Raw genomic sequence first — 16353 nt, 5'->3', positions numbered from 1 at the left:
TGTCCGCCCCGAGTTCAGCCCGCCGCGCGGAAGTGCGGCAGCACGCCCTCCGCGAAGAGCCGGATCGTCCGCTCGGACTCCTCGTAGGGCGGATTGCCGGAGATCACCTGGAGGCTGACGGAGATCTCGCCGAACCACTCCCGGATGGTCCGCAGCCGCTCCGCGATCTCGTCGGGCGTACCGACCAGGGTCTTGTTCTCGGCGAGCGACCGGTCGAAGTCGTGGCGGGCGATGTTCTCCACGACCTTCTCGTATCCGGCGTAGCCGGTGCTGCGGCGCTCGGCCCAGGCGGCGACCGCGTCGCGCATCACGGTGTTGGCGCGGCGGGCGTACTCCCGGCCCTTGGTCCTGGCCTCGGCGGCGTCCTCGGCGAGATAGCAGCCGTAGCTCATATGAACCTCGCCCTCGCCCGGGTGGCCCGCTTCGGCCCACGCCTTGCGGTAGAGGCCGAGCATCTCCTGGACGGTCTCCCGTTTGTTGATCGACGGCACCATCATCAGCCCGTGGCCGTCCCGGCCCGCCTGTTCGCAGGAGGCGGCGGTCTTGGCCGTGGCGACCAGGATCGGCGGGTGGGGCCGCTGGTACGGCCGGGGCAGCAGGGTGACCGGGCCGAAGGAGTGGAAGGCGCCGTCGAAGACGACGTCCTCCTCGGACCAGAGCCTGCGGCAGGCCAGTACGCCCTCGTCGAACCGGGCCCGGGACTCGTCCAGGTCGATGCCGAAGGCGTCGAACTCGCCGGGCAGGAAGGCCCGTCCGAAGCCGACCCGGAGCCGGCCCCGGGAGATGTTGTCGAGCATGGCCAGCTTGCCCGCCAGCTTCACCGGATGGGTGAAGGCGGGGATGACGGCGCCCGTCACCAGCTGGATCCGTTCGGTCCTGGCCGCGGCGGCGGCCAGGAACGTGACCGGGTCGGGACAGTAGCCGCCGTACCGGAAGAAGTAGTGCTCGACCGTCTTCACATGGTCGAAGCCGTACTCCTCGGCGCGTTCGACCAGCCGCAGGGCCTCCTCGAAGTAGTCGGCGGCGTCCTTGTCGCCGGGTCCGACGGTGGGGAAGAAGTTGATGCCGAATTCCATACGGGCTCCCGGATGGTGGCGGTCGGGGTGGGAAACGGTCAGAAGACGGCGCTCGCCCCGCCGTCCACGGGCAGGACGAGTCCGGTGGTGAAGGCGGCCTCCGGGCGGGCCAGTTCGACCGCCCACCGGGCCACCTCCTCCGGCTGCCCGACCCGGCCCAGGGGCACCCGGGCGCTCTGCCGGGCCCGTAGCCGGGCCACCTCGTCGGGTCCGAGTCCGGCGCGTTCGGCGAGCGGGGTGTCGACGGGCCCGGGCGCGATGCCCACGACCCGGATGCCGCGCGGCGCCAGCTCCACCGCCCAGGTGCGGGTGAGGAAGTCGAGGGCCGTCTTCGCGGCGCCGTACACCGAATGCCCGGCCCAGCCCCGGCCGATCCCGGCGGTGGAGACATTGACGACGGTGCCCTTGGCCGCCTCCAGCCGGGGCAGCGCCTCCTGGGTGAGGAAGAGCGGCGCGAGCAGATTGACCCGTAGCTCCGTCCGGGCGTCGAGGTCGTCGATCCGGCCGAGGGGTTCGGGCCGCAGCCGGGCCGCGTTGTTGACGAGGACGTCGATCCCGCCGAACTCCCGGACGGCCTCGGCCACCACGGCCGCCGGGGCGTCCGGTTCGGAGAGGTCGGCGCCGTAGCAGCGGATGTTCGGCCGGTGCCGGGCGGTCTCCGCCAGCGCCTCGGTCCTGCGGCCCACCACCAGGACCCGGGCGCCCTCGTCGGCGAAGGCGTGGGCCGTCGCCCGGCCGATGCCCGAGCCGCCGCCGGTGACGACCACCGTCCGGCCCTCGAACGCGTACTCGGCCCGCTCCGGCGGTGTCTGTGCGGATGGTTCCGGCTGTGCGTGTGTCATACGAGGGTCCCCTTCGTCATCGCGGCGCGCGGGGCGGGGGCCGCCCGGGAGCCCCGGACGGCCCCCGCGAGGGCCCGGACACCTCCGGGCGGCCGTACCGGATCAGTACTCGTGCCGGGTGCCGTCGGCGCCGACCGGGGACCACCACAGATTGGCCTGGGTGACCCCGTCGGCGAAGAGCGCGCTGCGGCCCTCGACGATCCGGCCGTCCTCCCAGCGCAGGACGTGGACGCCCTCGATCCGCAGCCGGTCGTACGGGGAGGTGGCGCCCTCCTCCGCGTGGCCGCGGTAGCCGTCGAGGCGGTAGACGTCGACGGAGACGCCCGCCACGGGGTCGATCAGCACATCGAGGGTCTCGGAGCTGATCCGGCCCTTGGTGGCCGCCATCAGCTTGCCCATCTTCTCCAGATACTCGTCCAGGCCCTCGAACCAGCCCGCGTACTGGTGGTTTCCGGGCATCTGGAACCGTACGTCCGCCGACCAGTACCGGGCGATCCGCTCCCGGTCCCCGGTCACCAGCGACGCGTACGCCGCCGCCACCCGCTCACGCGTCAGCTCGGGCGCGGTCTCGGAAGCGGGCGCGTTCTCGGGGCCGGTCTCGGGCTCGCTCATTCTCGGGCTCCTCCGCTCTCAGGTGGCGTCATGGGTGATCAGCCGGTGGCGGATCCGCCACCGGCCGTCCCGCAGCACCAGCACGTCCTCGCCGGTGGTGCTGAGGTAGGTGGTGGCCCGCCCGCCCCTCGGGGTCTCGATGACCTGGGCGTAGTAGCGGGTCAGCACGGTGTCGTCGGCCCGCCGGTCGCAGGCCACCATGCCGAACCAGTGGCGCCGCTGGACGTCCCGCCCGGCCTGCCGGTCGAGACCGGCCCGCATCCGCTCGGCGATCACGGACCGGCCGCGCCACGGCTCCGGTTTGACGTTCTGCTCGAAGACGGCGTCCTCGGTGAAACCGTCGGCCCACTCCTCGGCCGCGCGCTCGTCGAGGAGCTGCATGTGCTCGGCGTAGAACTGGAGGATTCCGGCGTAGGTGTCGCCGTCGACCGGGGTGGCGGCCTTCAGGGGTCCGGACACGGCTCAGACCTCCCCGACACCGGACGCGACCGGGTCGGACAGATGCGGCTCGCCCTTGATGACCGTGCCCAGGGCCCGCAGCCTGGCCCGGAACTCCGGTTCCTTCAGCGCCGCCTCGAAGGACCCCTGGTCCTGCCACTCGGCGACGTTGAAGTAGACGGACGGATCGTTCTGCGACCGTACGAGCTGATAGCGGATCAGTCCGGGCCTGGTACGCATGAACTCCGCGACATGGGCGTAGACGCGCTCCAGGTCCTCGGCCGCTCCGGTGAGCGTCAGCTTGTTGACGAAGACGACCACGACGACTCCTGTTCGTCCGGCGGACGGGCGGGGGCCGGTGGGGCTCCCCGCGGCGGGCGGGGCCGTCTGCCCCGTCGCCGCCCCTCACCCTCGGTCCCGGCGCTGATGCGCCGTTGGTGCGGCGGTGGAGGGGCGCGGACGGGATCCGGCGTGGACGGGAACCCCATCGGCGCACCAACCGGGCTCCCCAGACTGAGCACCCCGAGAAGCACTCCCCCGACGACCGAGGAGTCCTGGTGGCGGATGAACACGTGCCCGTACTGATCGCGGGCGGCGGCCTGGCGGGGCTGACGACCGCCCTCTTCCTGGGCTCGTACGGCATCAGGCCCGTGGTGGTGGAGAAGCACCCCGGTACGTCGGTCGTGATGAAGGCCCGGGGCCAGTACCCGCACACCATGGAGGTGCTGCGGATCGCCGGGGTGGCCGGGCGGATCGCGGCGGCCGGACCCGACGGCGGCACCGGCGAGTTCCTGATGGTGATCGCCGACTCCCTCACAGGACCGGTCCGGAAGACCATCACCGGCGCCGATATGGCGATGCGTCATGTGTCGCCCGAGGACTGGGCGATGGCGAGCCAGGAGCGGACCGAGGTGATCCTCGCCGACCGGGCCCGGGAGCTGGGCGCCGAGCTGCGGTTCGATACCGAGCTGGTGTCCTTCGAGCAGTCGGCGGACGCCGTGACCGCCGTACTGTACGACCGGCGGACCGGCACCGAGCGGACCGTGACCGCCGACTATCTCGTCGGCGCCGACGGCCGGCACAGCCCGGTCCGCGCGGGCCTGGGCATCGGTATGCACGGGCGCGGCGACCTCGGCGAGATCTTCCGGGTCTTCTTCGACGCCGATCTGAGCGGGCCGCTGGCCGCGCTGCCCGAGGTCGCCGAGGGCCGCAGATTCGCCCTGTTCTGGCTTCAGGAGCCGGTGCCGGGCGTCTTCTACACCACCGATGTGCCCGGCCGGTACGGCTATGTGCTCGGGATGTCGCGGCATCCGCCGGACTTCGGCGCCTTCACCGACGAGCGGTGCGCCGAACTGGTCAGGACCGGGCTCGGACTGCCGGATCTGCCGCTGAAGGTGATCGAGACGGGCCGGACCGAGATCCTCAGCATGATCGCCGACCGGTTCGGCGAGGGCCGGGTGCACCTGGTGGGCGACGCCGCCCGGCTGGTCCCGGCACCCGGTGGCCTCGGCGGCAATACCGCCGTCACGGACGGCTTCTACCTGGCGTGGAAGCTGGCCATGGTCCTCAAGGGCGAGGCGGGTCCCGGGCTGCTCGACAGCCATGACGCCGAGCGCCGGCCGGTCTCCGAGATGATCGGCGAGCAGCAGCTCCGCAACACTGTGGAGCGGCTGGCGCCCTATCTCGACGACGGGGCGCTCGCGGCCCCGCTGCCGCCGGTGGTCCAGGCGTTCGGCTACCGCCATCTCTCCGGGGCCGTGGTCCGCGAGCCGGACGACGCCGGGGAGCCGCTGGAGGACCCGGCCGCGCCGACCGGGCGCCCCGGGTCCCGGGCGCCGTACGCGGAACTGCCCGACGGGGCGCCCGCCGCCTCCACCACCGCGCTCTTCGGCCGGTCCTTCGTCCTGCTGACGGGGGCGGCCGGGGACGATCCGGCGGACGAGTGGAGCGCGGCGGCGGCCGAGGTCGCGGACCGGCTCGGCCTGCCGCTGCCCGTGCACCGGCTGGGCGGCGGCGACTGGCTGCGGAGTTACGGGATCTCCGGCGCCGGGGCCGTACTGGTCCGGCCCGACCGGTTCGTCGCCTGGCGCTCGCCCGGCCCGGCCGGGGGGACGGACGCGGCGGTCCGCGCGCTGGAGGGCGCCCTGCGGACCGTACTCGACCGCCCGGTGACGGGACGCGGCGGTCGATGAGGACAGCTGCGACACCGACACCGAATGTGACTGTGAAGATGACGACGGAGACAGGGAGACGACTGTGATCCTGGTGACCGGAGCGACGGGGAACGTGGGCGGAAAGGTGCTGTCCCTGCTGCGCGAGGACGGCCGGAAGGTACGGGCGCTCAGCCGGAACCCGGCGGCGGGCGGGCTGGTACCCGGCCCGGGGTTCGAGGTGGTGACCGCCGATCTGGACCGCCCCGAGACCCTGCCCGCCGCGCTCGACGGGGTCCAGAAGGTCTTCCTGATGTCTCTGGGCGCGAACAAGGCCACCCACGACGCCCGGCTCGTGGCCGCCGCGCGGACGGCGGGGGTCGAGCACATCGTGCAGCTGTCGACCCTCGGGGTGGAGGTCGCCGACGACCCGCGGGCCAATCCGCTGGGCCACTGGCACCGGCTCGCCGAGGACGCGCTGCGGGAGTCGGGCGTGCCGTGGACCGTGCTCCGGCCGAACGGCTTCATGAGCATGAACCTCGGCTGGGCGCCCGGGATCAAGGCCGACGGGACCGCCCGGGGCCCGCTCGCGGACGTCCCGGAGGCGATCGTGGACCCCCGTGACATCGCCGAGGTCGCCGTCCGGGCCCTGACCGGCGAGGGGCACCGGGGCCGGGTGTACGAACTCACCGGGCCCGAGGCGCTGACGGCCCGCGAGCAGACCGCCGTACTCGGTGGCCTCCTCGGCCGGGAGCTGCGGTTCGAACCGATCCCCTTGGCCGACTTCCGGCGGATGCTGCTGGCCCGGTTCTCCGAGGAGACCGCGAACGGGGTGATCAGGACCCTGGAGGAGGCCGTGGCACACGGCGCCGAACTCCACGGCAGGCTCTCGCCGCATGTCGAGGACGTCCTCGGCCGCGCTCCGCGCTCCTTCGCCGACTGGGCCCGGGACCATCTGGACGCCTTCCGCGGCTGAACGACCGGGCCGCCGAGGCCGCCCCCGGGGGCAGTCTCGGCGGCCCGGCGCGTACGGGTGGCGCCCGGGTCGCACCGGAGACCGCGTGCTGCCCGCGGGCCGGAAAGAAGTGGCAGACTCGGGCCCGTACAACAGATCGACCGGGGACGACGAGTCAAGGGGAGCAGATGTCCGCACAGGCCGACACCACGGGACACGGCCCGCGTGTGCCCGGGCGCGGCATGGACCCGAGGGCGGCCCGCAGCCGGGCGTCGGCCCTGGCCGCGGCCCAGGAGCTGTTGGTGGAACAGGGCTGGGCGGCGGTCACCCATGTCACGGTCGCCGCCCGCAGCGGAGTGGGCCGGACGACCCTCTACCGGCACTGGCCCGACGCGGCCGCCCTCCTGTACGAGGCGATCGCCCAGCGCATCGCCTCGGTGCGCCCGGCGCCGACGGGCGTACTGCGCGACGATCTGATCGGCCAGCTCGACGGCTTGCGCGAACTGCTGCACGATCCCGTGGCCGAACGCGGTATGCGGGCCGTCGTGGAGCGCGCGGGCGTCGACCCGGCCTTCTCCGGACTCAAGGAAGCGCTGTACCAGGCGGGTTCCGGGGGGTTCCGGGCGATCGTCGGCCGGGCCAAGGACGACGGGACGCTCCGGTCCGATCTCGATGTGGAGCTGGCCATCGACCAGCTCGCGGGCCCGCTGATCTTCCGTCGGCTGCTGGCGGAGCGCACCTTCGGCCCGGAGTACGTCCGGGCCGTCGCCGACTCCTTCCTCGCGGCCAACCTCACGGCCGGTGCGGCGGATACGGCCGGGGATCCGGCGGACCGGCCGGACACCGGGGCCTGAACCCCGGCACCCGCCCCCGGCGGAGGTCTCCGCCATCGGCACCCGGCTCTTGGCTCTTGGCTCTTGGCTCTTGGCTTACGGCACCGGCCTCCGGAACCAACGCGGAAGGGGTCCGGGACGACACCCCCGCGCGGTGTCGTCCCGGACCCCTTCCGCCGTCTTACCCCCTAACCCCCGTTACCCCCTTACCCCCTTACGGCGCTCAGCGCCTCAGCAGCGGCTCCCGCCGGTGCGCGGTCCGCGACGCGGCGACCAGTTCACCGTTCGCCGCCTTCGCGCCCCGCCCGGACGGTGCCGCCGGGCGCTCGGCGGACAGTACGCCGTCCGTGTCGGCGGGCGCGTCGATCGCCGCGTCCCCCATGAGGATGGCCTGGTGCAGCCGCCGCAGCCGGGGCGAGGGATCGAGCCCCAGTTCGGTACGGAGCACCGCACTCAGCCGCCGCTGTACCTCCAGGGCCTGGGTCCGCCGGCCCGCCCGGTAGAGCGCCAGCATGAACTGGGCGTGCAGGCTCTCGTGCGTCGGATAGCGGACCGTGAGTCCGCTCAGCTCACCCAGCAGCTCCTGATGCCGCCCCAGCCGGAGATCGGCGGCGATCCGCTGCTCGTGGACGCTGACGCGCTCCTCCTCCAGACCCACGAGATACGCCCGGAGCACCGGACCCCGCTGGACGTCGGAGAGCGCGGCACCGTGCCAGAGCCTCAGCGCCTCCGCCAGCCGGGCCGAACCCCGTTCGTCGTCGTGCCGGAGCGCCCCGCGCCCCTCCCTGACGAGCCCCCAGAACCGGTCGGCGTCGAGTTCACCGTCGGCCACGGCGAGCAGATATCCCCCGTCGCGGGTCTCCAGAATCCCCCGGGCGGCCTGGAGACTGCCGATCCTGGGCACCCGGCGCAAACTGCGCCGGAGTTGGAGGATGTACGACTGGAGGGTCGACAGGGCGCTGTTGGGAGGAGCGTCCTCCCATAGCTCTTCGATACATGTACCGGTCGACACCACCTCGTTCGCGTTGAGCAGGAGCAGGGCCAGCAGTTGCCGTTGCTTCGGCGCAGTCGGTGTGTAGGACACCCCGCGTTCATGCATCCGCAGAGGTCCCAGTACGGAGAATTCCACGATGTCTCGTACACCTTCCCGGTAAGCGACCTGGATCTTTTGCCTGGCGTACTGGCGAAGTCGAGTAAAATACGATTCAATTGCAGCTAAAATATGATGCTAGCCGTCGTCGCACATCTCGCGTCAATCGACGGCTCACGCCGTTGCGCTCACCGACCGGGCGGAATTCCACCATCCGGGACGGTTACCGGCGCATGACCAAAGCCACTCGACATCCGCCGTAAACATATTCTTCATGTTCCGGGGCAGCCGTCGCCCCGTTACCGCCGTGGCGAGAGTGACAGCCGTGACAAAGAACCGGATACGGCCGCCGTTTGTCCGGCGGCCGTACGGCACAAAGGGACGGAGCCGTGGCGGCTCCGTCCCCTCGGCGCTCCGCTCCGGGGTCGCCGGGGCGGATATCGCCCGTGTCAGGGCGTGCAGTCGGCGTAGCCGGGAAAGCTCCGGCCGACGAGATCGGCCCGGGACGGCGAGGGCAGCGGCCGGGCCGCCGCCCCCGCCGGGCCTATGGAGAGGGTGGTGAAGCGGGGGACGCCGCCGCCCCATCCCGGACGGCGCTCCAGGAACTTGGGATGGGCCGTGGCGACGATGAACACGGCGCCTTCGGCGGTCTCCTGACCGACGGCGCCGATGAAGTCCAGTACGGCGTCGTCCGCCTCGTGCAGATCGTCGACCATCACCACCAGCGGACAGTGGGGTTCGAGGCCGACCAGCGGAGTCCGGGTGGACCGGGCCAGCTGGCCGAGGTCCATCTTGCGGCTCTCGGCGCCGTGCGGATCGAGCAGCGGACTCATCCGGGAGTGGAAGAGATGGGAGTCGCAGCAGGTTTCGCCGTCGCCGCCGAGGCCGCCGGGAACCACGAAGCGCATCGCGGACGGCTGACCCATGGCCCGCCGCTCGAACTCCTCCAGCAACCGGCTCTTGCCGGTGCCCGCCTCGCCGAAGACGGTCACCACATGCGGGGTGCCGCTCTGCCGGACGCGCTCCAGCATGCCCCGGAGTACGTCGAGCTCGATCTCCCGGTCGACCACCCGGGGCCGCTGGGCCCGCTCGTCCCGGCGCGGTGTCCGGGTCAGCTTCCAGACCCGGGGCGCGTCCCCGGCCTGGACGTAGGAGAGCGCCGGGACGGTCATCCGCCAGGTGGCGTCGCAGACCCGGATGTCCCCCGGGGCGGCCAGCGACAGCAGGGACTGGCACTCGTCCAGCAGGGACCCGTCCGCCGACGCGAGGGCCTCGGGACAGCGGTCCTCGTACCGCAGCAGGGCCTGTCCGGTGGCCACCGCGGCGCTGATGGTGACCTCGCAGCCCCGGCGGATCGACCGGCTGAGCGGGATCACCCCGTCCGGGGCGTGGAACTCGCCGCGGATCGCCAGCGCCGCGCGGACCGCCCGCTCGGCATAGCCGTCACCGCCGCCCTCGGGCCCGAAGACCGCGAGCCGGGTGGAGCCGATCGAGCAGATCACCGATCCGCCGAAGCCGTGCACCAGTTCCCGGATCCGGCCGGTGACGGTGTCCCGGAGCTCGTCGGCGCCCTCCGGCCTGCTCCGGTCGGGCCGGGAGCTGAGCCGGGCGTCCAGCAGCAGCACACTGACCGGGCGGCGGCTGGCGGGCAGCCTCCCCTCCGGACCGTCCGGGTCGCGGACGGCCTCCCCGGCACGCGGCGCGGCCTCGGCGGCGGGCGCCGGGGCGACCGGCCGCGGGGAACCGGTCCGTACGGGCTCCCCCCCGGCGCCGGGCGCGGTACGGACGGCCGCCGGGGCCGCCGCGACCTGAACCCGTACCGGGGCCGGAGCGGCGACCGCGGGAGAGCCGGTCGCGACCGGGGACAGCTCCGAGTCCTGGTGCAGGATGGCCTGCTGGAGGGCCTGGAGTTCCCGCTGGGGTTCCAGACCGAGATCCTCGATCAGGGACGCCCTCACCCGGCTGTACACATTGAGCGCGTCGGCCTGCCTGCCGCACCGGTACAGGGCGAGCATCAGCTGGCCGCAGAGCCGCTCCCGCAGGGGCTCGGCCTCGACCGTCGCCTCCAGCGCGCCCAGCATCGACTGGTGCCGGCCGCAGCGGAGTTCGGCTTCGAAGTAGTCCTCCATGGCGTCCAGCCGGGCGCTGGCCGCCGCGGCCAGCTCGGGCCAGTTGATCCCGCTTTCCACGAGGTCGGCCAGGACCTGCCCCTGCCACAGCGCCAAGGCGCTGCGGAGGGTGTCGGCGGCCTCGGCGGAGGCGCCGGACTCCAGCAGGGCGCGCCCGTCGCGGAGCCCGCGGTGGAAGAGGTGGAGGTCGACCTGGTCCGGGTCGATCCGCAGGACGTAGCCGGGTGCCTTGGTGAGCAGGACACCGGCCTGGCGGTCGGCCCGGTCGGCCGCGAGGGCGCCCCGCAGGCCCCATACGGCGTTCTGGAGGATCTTGCGCGCGGTGGCCGGGAGGGCGCCGTCGGGCCAGAGGGCGCCGAGGAGCTCCCTCGACGACACCACCCGATTGGCGTTGAGCAGCAGATAGCCCAGGGTCGCCCGCTGCTTGGTACCGCCCAGCGGGATGATGTGATCTTCTTTGACGACTTCTAATGGTCCTAGCACTCGAAACCACATGACTGCTCCGCAATTGACTTAATCCGAGACAGCGGACTGGTGTGTGTTTCTTTGCGGGAATCTGATCCCCGGGTCGCGGATGTCTCCGCGCGCCGACGGACCCGAAGCTCCGGGTGTCGTCCCCCGGCCGGCCCATGGGTGATCGTTTCCGATCCCCGGACCGGGTTCGGCTTCGGGCCGCCGTTCCGCGCCGTCGGCCCGGCGATGTCCGCACACCGCCGGAGCGACAACGGAACGGAACAGCTAATTCCGCCCCGGGCGTCCCGCGGACGCACCGCACGGTCGACAGTCGGTGCCCGCGGCCCGTGGCGCGCGGTACTCCGGAGTGTTCGATGCACAGTTCTGCTGCATGCGCGATGTCCCCTATGCGTGTCACTCCGCCGCTGTCAGATCAGCGACGGAACCCCGTGTGTGACGTATGCCAGCCCCATCGGCGGTCAATCCGCGCCTGGCTTGTGGAGGTACATTAACCTTCGTGATGTCCTGAAACAAGTGTAAGTATCAGTGCCCGCCTGCTGGTTCCAGCGCGTTTCCGGCCACTCCGCGAGCCGCTCCGTGCCCCATCGGCGCTGCTCAGGACGTCAGACCCATTCCATGCCCTCCCACCCCTCCACGGGCGGTAATTGAACTCCCTTCGACCACTTTTCCCTACTCATTGCCCGGATTTGGTGGTCGCCGGACCCGTGTAACGTCCGCGGAGGGCGGAACGGGCGCCCGTCGGCGCCATCGGGGCCCGATCTTTCCGATCGGGTCCGGACTCCGGGATTCCGCCGGTCCGCGACTCCGGCCCGGCGGGAAAACGGAACGGAAATCCCGGATTCCGCCTACAGCGCTTTCCACTCGCTTTACATGCACTTCTCGTCTCGACCACAGGAGCAGCCATGACGCATCCGGACGCGAAAAGTGTCGTCCTCGCCTATCTCCGGGCCATCGACGTACGGGACCCGGAGGCCATCACGGCCACCCTCCACGACGATGCCGTGTTCCATATCCCGGGCGATCATCCGCTGGCCGGGGCGTGGGTCGGATTCGACGAGATCCTCAACAAGTTCATGCTGCCGCTGATGGAGCGGTTCACCCCCGACGCCCCCTACACCGTGGAGACCCGGGGGCTGGTCGCCGAGGGCGACACCGTGGTCCTGGACTGCGTCGCCCGGTCCACGGCCCGCTCCGGGGTGCCGTACGAGACCGACATCGTCTCGGTCTACAACGTCCGGGACGGCCGGATCGCCGTGATGCGGGAGTACTTCGACACCCAGTACTTCACCAGGACGCTCTTCCCGGCGGGCTGACGGCGCCCGGTGTCCCGCCCCGCCGGGCAGCGGCGGGGCGGCGGCCATCGGGTGACGCCCGGCGGACGGCTCCTTGCCAACCGCGACCGGGGGGCGACCGGCGCGCGAGGCCGGGCTGGCAGGGTCGGGCCGAGAACGATTCGACCGGGAGGTCAGCGATGGGCCCGACTCCGTCCGCGCCCGCCGACGCGCGGATCGCCCCCGCCGTACTGCGCGGGGTCCTGCGCGAGGTGCCGACCGCCGTCACCGTCGTCACGGCGGCGACCCGGCTCGGCCCGGCGGGCCTGACGGTGGGCTCGTTCGTCTCCGTCTCCCTGCGGCCGCCGCTGGTCGGCTTCTTCATCGACGAGAACTCCACCAGCTGGCCGGAGATGCGGACTTCGCCGACGTTCGCCGTCAACGTCCTCGCCGGGGACCAGCAGGAGCTGTGCGCCCGGTTCGCGGCCGGCGGCACGGACAAGTTCGCCGGACTCTCGTACGGTACGTCGCCCTCGGGCAACCCCCTGCTCCCCGGCGCCGCGGCCTGGCTCGACTGCCGGGCCGAGGACGTCCGCCGACTGGGCGACCACGATTTCGTCCTGGCCCGGGTCGCGGCGCTCGGTACCGCGTCGGCCGGTTCGTCCATCGTCTTCCACCGGGGCGCGCTGCGGGCGATCCCCTGAGGGCCGCGGCGGTTGACCTCGTCGCGGCGTCAGGGTGTGTCCTGGTGACGCGGCCGCGCCGCGTTCCACGGGGCGGGACAGGGCCGCCCCGATCCGCCTCGACCCGTCGGAGGTCCTGTCATGACCGGCGATCTGCCCGTACCAGCACCGGAGCGCCCGGACACGGAGACACTCACGGCCCGGCTCCCCGGGGAGGCGGAGGCCCCGGGGTGAGCGCCCCGGGGCCTCGGCCCGCCTACACACCGGGGGCGTGCTCCCGGCCGCCTGCCCCGGCCCGCGATGGGGCCGGGGCAGGGCCCGGGCTCATCCCTCCGACGCGCAGGGGTCGCAGCAGGAGGGGGCCGGTTCGACGCAGATGGTCACCGAGTCGGTGTTGTCCGCCGGGTCGGGGTCCTTCTCGACGGCGGTGGCGGTGGCGGTGTTCTCGACCGGTCCGGGCCTGGTGGCCTTGGCGCGGAGGACCAGCGTCGCCGTCGCGCCCTCGGCCAGTTCGCCGACGATCCACCGGCCGGTGGCCGGGTCGTAGCCGCCCGACGTGGTCTTGGCCGTCAGGAAGGCGAGGCCCTCGGGGAGCCGGTCGGTGACCGTGACGCCGGTCGCCCGGTTCGGGCCCTTGTTGTGGACCGAGATCCGGTAGGTCACCGTCTGCCCGACGGTGACGGTGGTCGCGTCGGCGGCCTTGGTGACCACCAGGTCGGCGGCGGGCCTGACTTCGGTGATCTCCTCGTCGGATGTGGCGGTCAGCGGTTCGGGCCGTTCGCCCAGCCGGTTCTCGTAGCCGGCGGTGGCGGTGTTGACGATTCTCCTTCCGCCCGCCGCCCGGTCGATCACGACCCGGTACTCCACGGTCGTCCCGGCCGGGAGCGTGCGGGTGTTGGGCAGACTGCCGCCCTGGGTGGCCGAGGCCCCGGCGCCGAGCCGGAAGACGACTCTGCCACTCGCGGGGTCGTACTCGGCCTGGTCGTCTCCCCCGGTGTCGGTCTTGACCCCGGCGCCGGGGCCGTCGACGATCCGCAGGGAACCGGGCAGATAGCTGGTGCCTTCCGGTACGGCGTCGGTCAGGACGAGGTTCTCGGCGTCGCCGCCGCCCTCGTTGCGCGCCGTGACGCGGTAGGTGAGGGTGTCGCCCACCTCCAGCGGTCCCATCGGCACGGCGGTCTTCTCCAGGACGACGGCGGGCGCGGTCCCGAAGAAGATGCCGTCGAGGAAGTTGCCGATACCTCGGTTGCCTCCGGCCGCGGAGATGGAGCGGAAGGCGAACCGTGTCAGGGTCTGTCCCGCCGGGACGGTGTAGACGCCGGTGTAGCGGCCCCACTCGGTGTTGCCGTCGGTGAACCGCTGCTGCTCGACGGTGGCGCCGGGCGCGCCGATGTCCAGGGCCATGGTGTCCCGGCCCTGCCGCCCGCGGTGCTGGAGCCGCCAGTACAGCTTGGTCCCGGGGGTGGTGGGCAGATCCTGGTAGAGCGTCGAGACCTCGTTGGCGTTCAGCTCGGCGAACTGGACGCCGTCGGCCGCCGGGACACCCTGGAAGCCCGAGTGCCACAGCTCGATCAGATGGTCGGACGCGGTGGTCAGCCAGCCGGGGACACGTCCGGGTGTCTGGGTCTGCGAGGCGTCCGGCAGAAACGCCATATCGGTGACGCCGGGGCTTTCGAAGCTGCCGTTGACGAGGGCGACGCGGAGCGGAGCGGGAGGTGTGGCCATGGTTCATCCCCTTCGAGTCTGCGCTGTCGGGAGGCGGGCACCGCCGACGGCGCGTACCGCTGGTACGCCACGACGACCCGCAACGCCTAGTAGCGAAACGCGCGTTCATCGATACGTAAAGTGATGAAGGGGTGGGTTCGGTCAACCTGGTGCCAGAGGTTTCCCCGCGCCCGTCCCGGAGTTCCCGCCCGCCTCCCGGGGCCGGGCGCTCCCCGGGCCGCAACCCCCGCCCCAGGGACCGCGCCACCCACAACGGCCGCCCTCGTCCTGACCGAAAGCCACTGCCGAACTCCCCGCCGCCCTCTCCGGAACGGGTGAATCAACAACGATCCGGTTGACGCCGTAACGATCCGTGCTCCCGGTCGCCGCCCCGGGCGGCCCGCCGGTTCCGGAGTCGTATCGTCACCGCCGCCGTCCGTTCCCGGGCCGGCTCCGGGCTCGGCGGACTCAGGGGGTCAGGGGGCTCAGGGGGTGAACCGGCCCAGGTCGCCGCGGAGCCGCTGGGCGCGGAGGACCAGTTCGAGTTCGAAGCGGCGGTCCGGGTCGTCGATCTCGTCGCCCCACAGCTCCCGGATCTGGCGGAGCCGGTAGCGGACGGTCTGGGGGTGGACGCCGAGGCGGGCGGCGACCTCGGGGGCGCCGCCGCGGGTCTCCAGCCAGGCGAGCAGGGTCTCGGCGAGGCGGCGGGCATGGGTGCGCGCGCAGTGGGCGAGCGGTGCGAGGGCGCGGCGCGCCAGGTCGTCGATCAGTTCCTCGGGCTGGAGGAGTACCAGGGCCTCGGTGTGTTCGGTGCAGTGCAGCACTTCTCCCGCCGGGAGCAGTCCGCGTTCCATCAGGCGTACGGCGGCCTCGGCCCAGCGCAGCGACTTGGCGGCGTCGACCAGCGGGACCGGCGGTCCGATGGCGCCGGACCAGCCGGTCATGGCGCGCCGCAGCAGTTCGGGCCGTCCGGCCGCGTCCAGATCGGGGACGACCACCCGGGGGCGCTCGGCCTCCATGTCGAGCAGGACGCCCTCGCCGACGGCGGGGGCGACGGCCTGGCGGGCGGGGCGCAGCAGTACCCCGGCGGCGACCTTGGCGGGCAGGGGCCAGCCGATCCGGGCGGCGCGTTCGGCGAGGGCGGCAGCGATCTCGTGCGGGCCCGCGGCGGGTCGGGTGCGGTGTTCGGCGAGGAGGAGTTCCATCAGCTCGCGCTGGAGCCGGAGGCGTTCCCCGGCCTGCCGGGCGGCGGCCTCGGCATAGCCGCGTACCGACTGGTCGACCAGGCCGTCGAGGTATTCGTAGCCCGCGTCGACCAGTTCGTACATGGCCGGTGGGGGGATGTCGACGCGCTGGCCGATCTCGGCGAGGCGCCGCCAGGTGAGCCGGACGCCGAGCCGGTAGATGGCCTGGAGGGAGTCGAGGCTGCGGCCGCCGATGCCCTCGCCCCGGCCGAAGTCCTGGAAGACCTCGGGGTGGACGCGGGGCCGGTCCTCGCCCGTCTCCACATGGAGGACGAAGACCTCGATGGCGCGCCGGATGCCGATGAGGGACTTGGGTTCCCCGGAGTCGTCGAGGATGACCGGGACGTGCGGATACTCGCGGCGGATCTCCGCCAGGATCTCCTCGGCCAGGGCGGGCGCCTCGGCCATGGCGAGCGCCGCGAACCGGCGGACCTGGCTCCGCGGTACGTCGTGCCAGGCGGAACGGGCCCCGGCCGGGGGCACGGTCCGGTCCTCGGGGCCGGCGTGGGCCGGGCCGGCGCCCGGGGATCCCGGGGGTGGTGCGGGCATTTCGGTCAGCGCTCCCCGGCAGGCGTCTCGTAGGTCACGAGGGGCGTGTTGGGCTGGTCCGGGGTGGCGCCGAGGAGGGCCACGACACCGAAGGCGGCGCCTACGGCGAGGGCGGCGGCGGCCACGACGGTGAGTGCGGCGGCGAGCAGTCTGGACATGCTGGGGATCCAGCCTTTCCGGTCGAAAGGTCGTCCCCACCCTGGATCATCCGCGTGATCCGCGCCAGTGCCGTCGGGTTTCCCGTATCGCGAGGGGTCACGGGTTCCCATCCCGTTCCCGATCCGGCTGTCCGGATGGCGGCGC

The 16353-nt window shown here is 72.6% G+C and carries 15 protein-coding genes; 5 read left to right on the top strand and 10 right to left on the bottom strand.

Annotated features, from left to right (window positions below):
* Positions 1-14 precede the first annotated feature (14 nt).
* The 5 genes from AB0G74_RS08995 to AB0G74_RS08975 form a co-directional block, all read right to left on the bottom strand.
* A complete protein-coding gene (locus AB0G74_RS08995; protein WP_361142237.1) occupies positions 15-1076 on the bottom strand; it encodes an LLM class flavin-dependent oxidoreductase in 1062 nt (353 codons plus the stop codon).
* 38 nt (positions 1077-1114) lie between these two features.
* The gene (locus AB0G74_RS08990; protein WP_361142234.1) at positions 1115-1918 is read right to left on the bottom strand and encodes an SDR family oxidoreductase; all 804 of its coding nucleotides are present in this window, start codon (positions 1916-1918) and stop codon (positions 1115-1117) included.
* Positions 1919-2020: 102 nt separating this feature from the next.
* Positions 2021-2530 carry a nuclear transport factor 2 family protein gene (locus tag AB0G74_RS08985; protein ID WP_361142231.1) on the bottom strand — a complete coding sequence of 170 codons (510 nt, stop codon included), beginning with the start codon at positions 2528-2530 and terminating at the stop codon, positions 2021-2023.
* Positions 2531-2548: 18 nt separating this feature from the next.
* Entirely contained in the window at positions 2549-2989 is a 441-nt protein-coding gene (locus AB0G74_RS08980) for a nuclear transport factor 2 family protein (RefSeq protein WP_361142228.1), read from the bottom strand.
* A 3-nt stretch (positions 2990-2992) separates the two neighbouring features.
* Complete coding sequence (locus AB0G74_RS08975) at positions 2993-3289, bottom strand: antibiotic biosynthesis monooxygenase family protein (RefSeq protein ID WP_361142225.1); 297 nt, start codon at positions 3287-3289, stop codon at positions 2993-2995.
* Between the two features lie 236 nt (positions 3290-3525).
* Here AB0G74_RS08975 and AB0G74_RS08970 point away from each other — a divergent pair, with 236 nt between their 5' ends.
* From AB0G74_RS08970 to AB0G74_RS08960, 3 genes are all read left to right on the top strand, one after another.
* Positions 3526-5160 (top strand): FAD-dependent monooxygenase, encoded by a 1635-nt coding sequence (locus AB0G74_RS08970; RefSeq protein ID WP_361142222.1) that lies wholly within the window; start codon positions 3526-3528, stop codon positions 5158-5160.
* 73 nt (positions 5161-5233) lie between these two features.
* Positions 5234-6094 carry an SDR family oxidoreductase gene (locus AB0G74_RS08965; RefSeq protein ID WP_361142219.1) on the top strand — a complete coding sequence of 287 codons (861 nt, stop codon included), beginning with the start codon at positions 5234-5236 and terminating at the stop codon, positions 6092-6094.
* Positions 6095-6261: 167 nt separating this feature from the next.
* The gene (locus AB0G74_RS08960) at positions 6262-6927 is read left to right on the top strand and encodes a TetR/AcrR family transcriptional regulator (protein ID WP_361142216.1); all 666 of its coding nucleotides are present in this window, start codon (positions 6262-6264) and stop codon (positions 6925-6927) included.
* Between the two features lie 202 nt (positions 6928-7129).
* Here the strand turns inward: AB0G74_RS08960 and AB0G74_RS08955 are convergent, their stop codons facing one another.
* On the bottom strand, positions 7130-7990 hold the full coding sequence (locus AB0G74_RS08955; RefSeq protein ID WP_361142213.1) for an AfsR/SARP family transcriptional regulator: 861 nt from the start codon (positions 7988-7990) through the stop codon (positions 7130-7132).
* Between the two features lie 455 nt (positions 7991-8445).
* Positions 8446-10620, bottom strand: a complete 2175-nt coding sequence (locus AB0G74_RS08950) for a BTAD domain-containing putative transcriptional regulator (RefSeq protein ID WP_361142210.1) — start codon at positions 10618-10620, stop codon at positions 8446-8448.
* Between the two features lie 881 nt (positions 10621-11501).
* Here AB0G74_RS08950 and AB0G74_RS08945 point away from each other — a divergent pair.
* Together AB0G74_RS08945 and AB0G74_RS08940 are read left to right on the top strand one after the other, a co-directional pair.
* The gene (locus AB0G74_RS08945; RefSeq protein WP_361142207.1) at positions 11502-11912 is read left to right on the top strand and encodes a nuclear transport factor 2 family protein; all 411 of its coding nucleotides are present in this window, start codon (positions 11502-11504) and stop codon (positions 11910-11912) included.
* Between the two features lie 158 nt (positions 11913-12070).
* A complete protein-coding gene (locus AB0G74_RS08940; protein ID WP_361142205.1) occupies positions 12071-12574 on the top strand; it encodes a flavin reductase family protein in 504 nt (167 codons plus the stop codon).
* A gap of 303 nt (positions 12575-12877) precedes the next feature.
* Here the strand turns inward: AB0G74_RS08940 and AB0G74_RS08935 are convergent, their stop codons facing one another.
* From AB0G74_RS08935 to AB0G74_RS08925, 3 genes are all read right to left on the bottom strand, one after another.
* Entirely contained in the window at positions 12878-14278 is a 1401-nt protein-coding gene (locus tag AB0G74_RS08935; RefSeq protein WP_361142202.1) for a hypothetical protein, read from the bottom strand.
* 464 nt (positions 14279-14742) lie between these two features.
* A complete protein-coding gene (locus AB0G74_RS08930) occupies positions 14743-15984 on the bottom strand; it encodes a helix-turn-helix domain-containing protein (protein ID WP_361142199.1) in 1242 nt (413 codons plus the stop codon).
* A gap of 71 nt (positions 15985-16055) precedes the next feature.
* Complete coding sequence (locus AB0G74_RS08925) at positions 16056-16208, bottom strand: hypothetical protein (RefSeq protein WP_361142197.1); 153 nt, start codon at positions 16206-16208, stop codon at positions 16056-16058.
* Positions 16209-16353 lie beyond the last annotated feature (145 nt).

Source organism: Streptomyces sp. NPDC020875 (genome assembly GCF_040641415.1).
Classification (GTDB): domain Bacteria; phylum Actinomycetota; class Actinomycetes; order Streptomycetales; family Streptomycetaceae; genus Streptomyces.
Note: the sequence above shows the minus strand (reverse complement) of the source record. Positions and strands in the feature narration are given on the sequence as shown.

Coding starts and splice junctions, on each gene's coding strand:
- AB0G74_RS08990 (WP_361142234.1), bottom strand. CDS start 1,918: ATGACACACGCACAGCCGGAACCATCCGCACAGACACCGCCGGAGCGG.
- AB0G74_RS08935 (WP_361142202.1), bottom strand. CDS start 14,278: ATGGCCACACCTCCCGCTCCGCTCCGCGTCGCCCTCGTCAACGGCAGC.
- AB0G74_RS08960 (WP_361142216.1), top strand. CDS start 6,262: ATGTCCGCACAGGCCGACACCACGGGACACGGCCCGCGTGTGCCCGGG.
- AB0G74_RS08985 (WP_361142231.1), bottom strand. CDS start 2,530: ATGAGCGAGCCCGAGACCGGCCCCGAGAACGCGCCCGCTTCCGAGACC.
- AB0G74_RS08950 (WP_361142210.1), bottom strand. CDS start 10,620: ATGTGGTTTCGAGTGCTAGGACCATTAGAAGTCGTCAAAGAAGATCAC.
- AB0G74_RS08995 (WP_361142237.1), bottom strand. CDS start 1,076: ATGGAATTCGGCATCAACTTCTTCCCCACCGTCGGACCCGGCGACAAG.
- AB0G74_RS08925 (WP_361142197.1), bottom strand. CDS start 16,208: ATGTCCAGACTGCTCGCCGCCGCACTCACCGTCGTGGCCGCCGCCGCC.
- AB0G74_RS08940 (WP_361142205.1), top strand. CDS start 12,071: ATGGGCCCGACTCCGTCCGCGCCCGCCGACGCGCGGATCGCCCCCGCC.
- AB0G74_RS08945 (WP_361142207.1), top strand. CDS start 11,502: ATGACGCATCCGGACGCGAAAAGTGTCGTCCTCGCCTATCTCCGGGCC.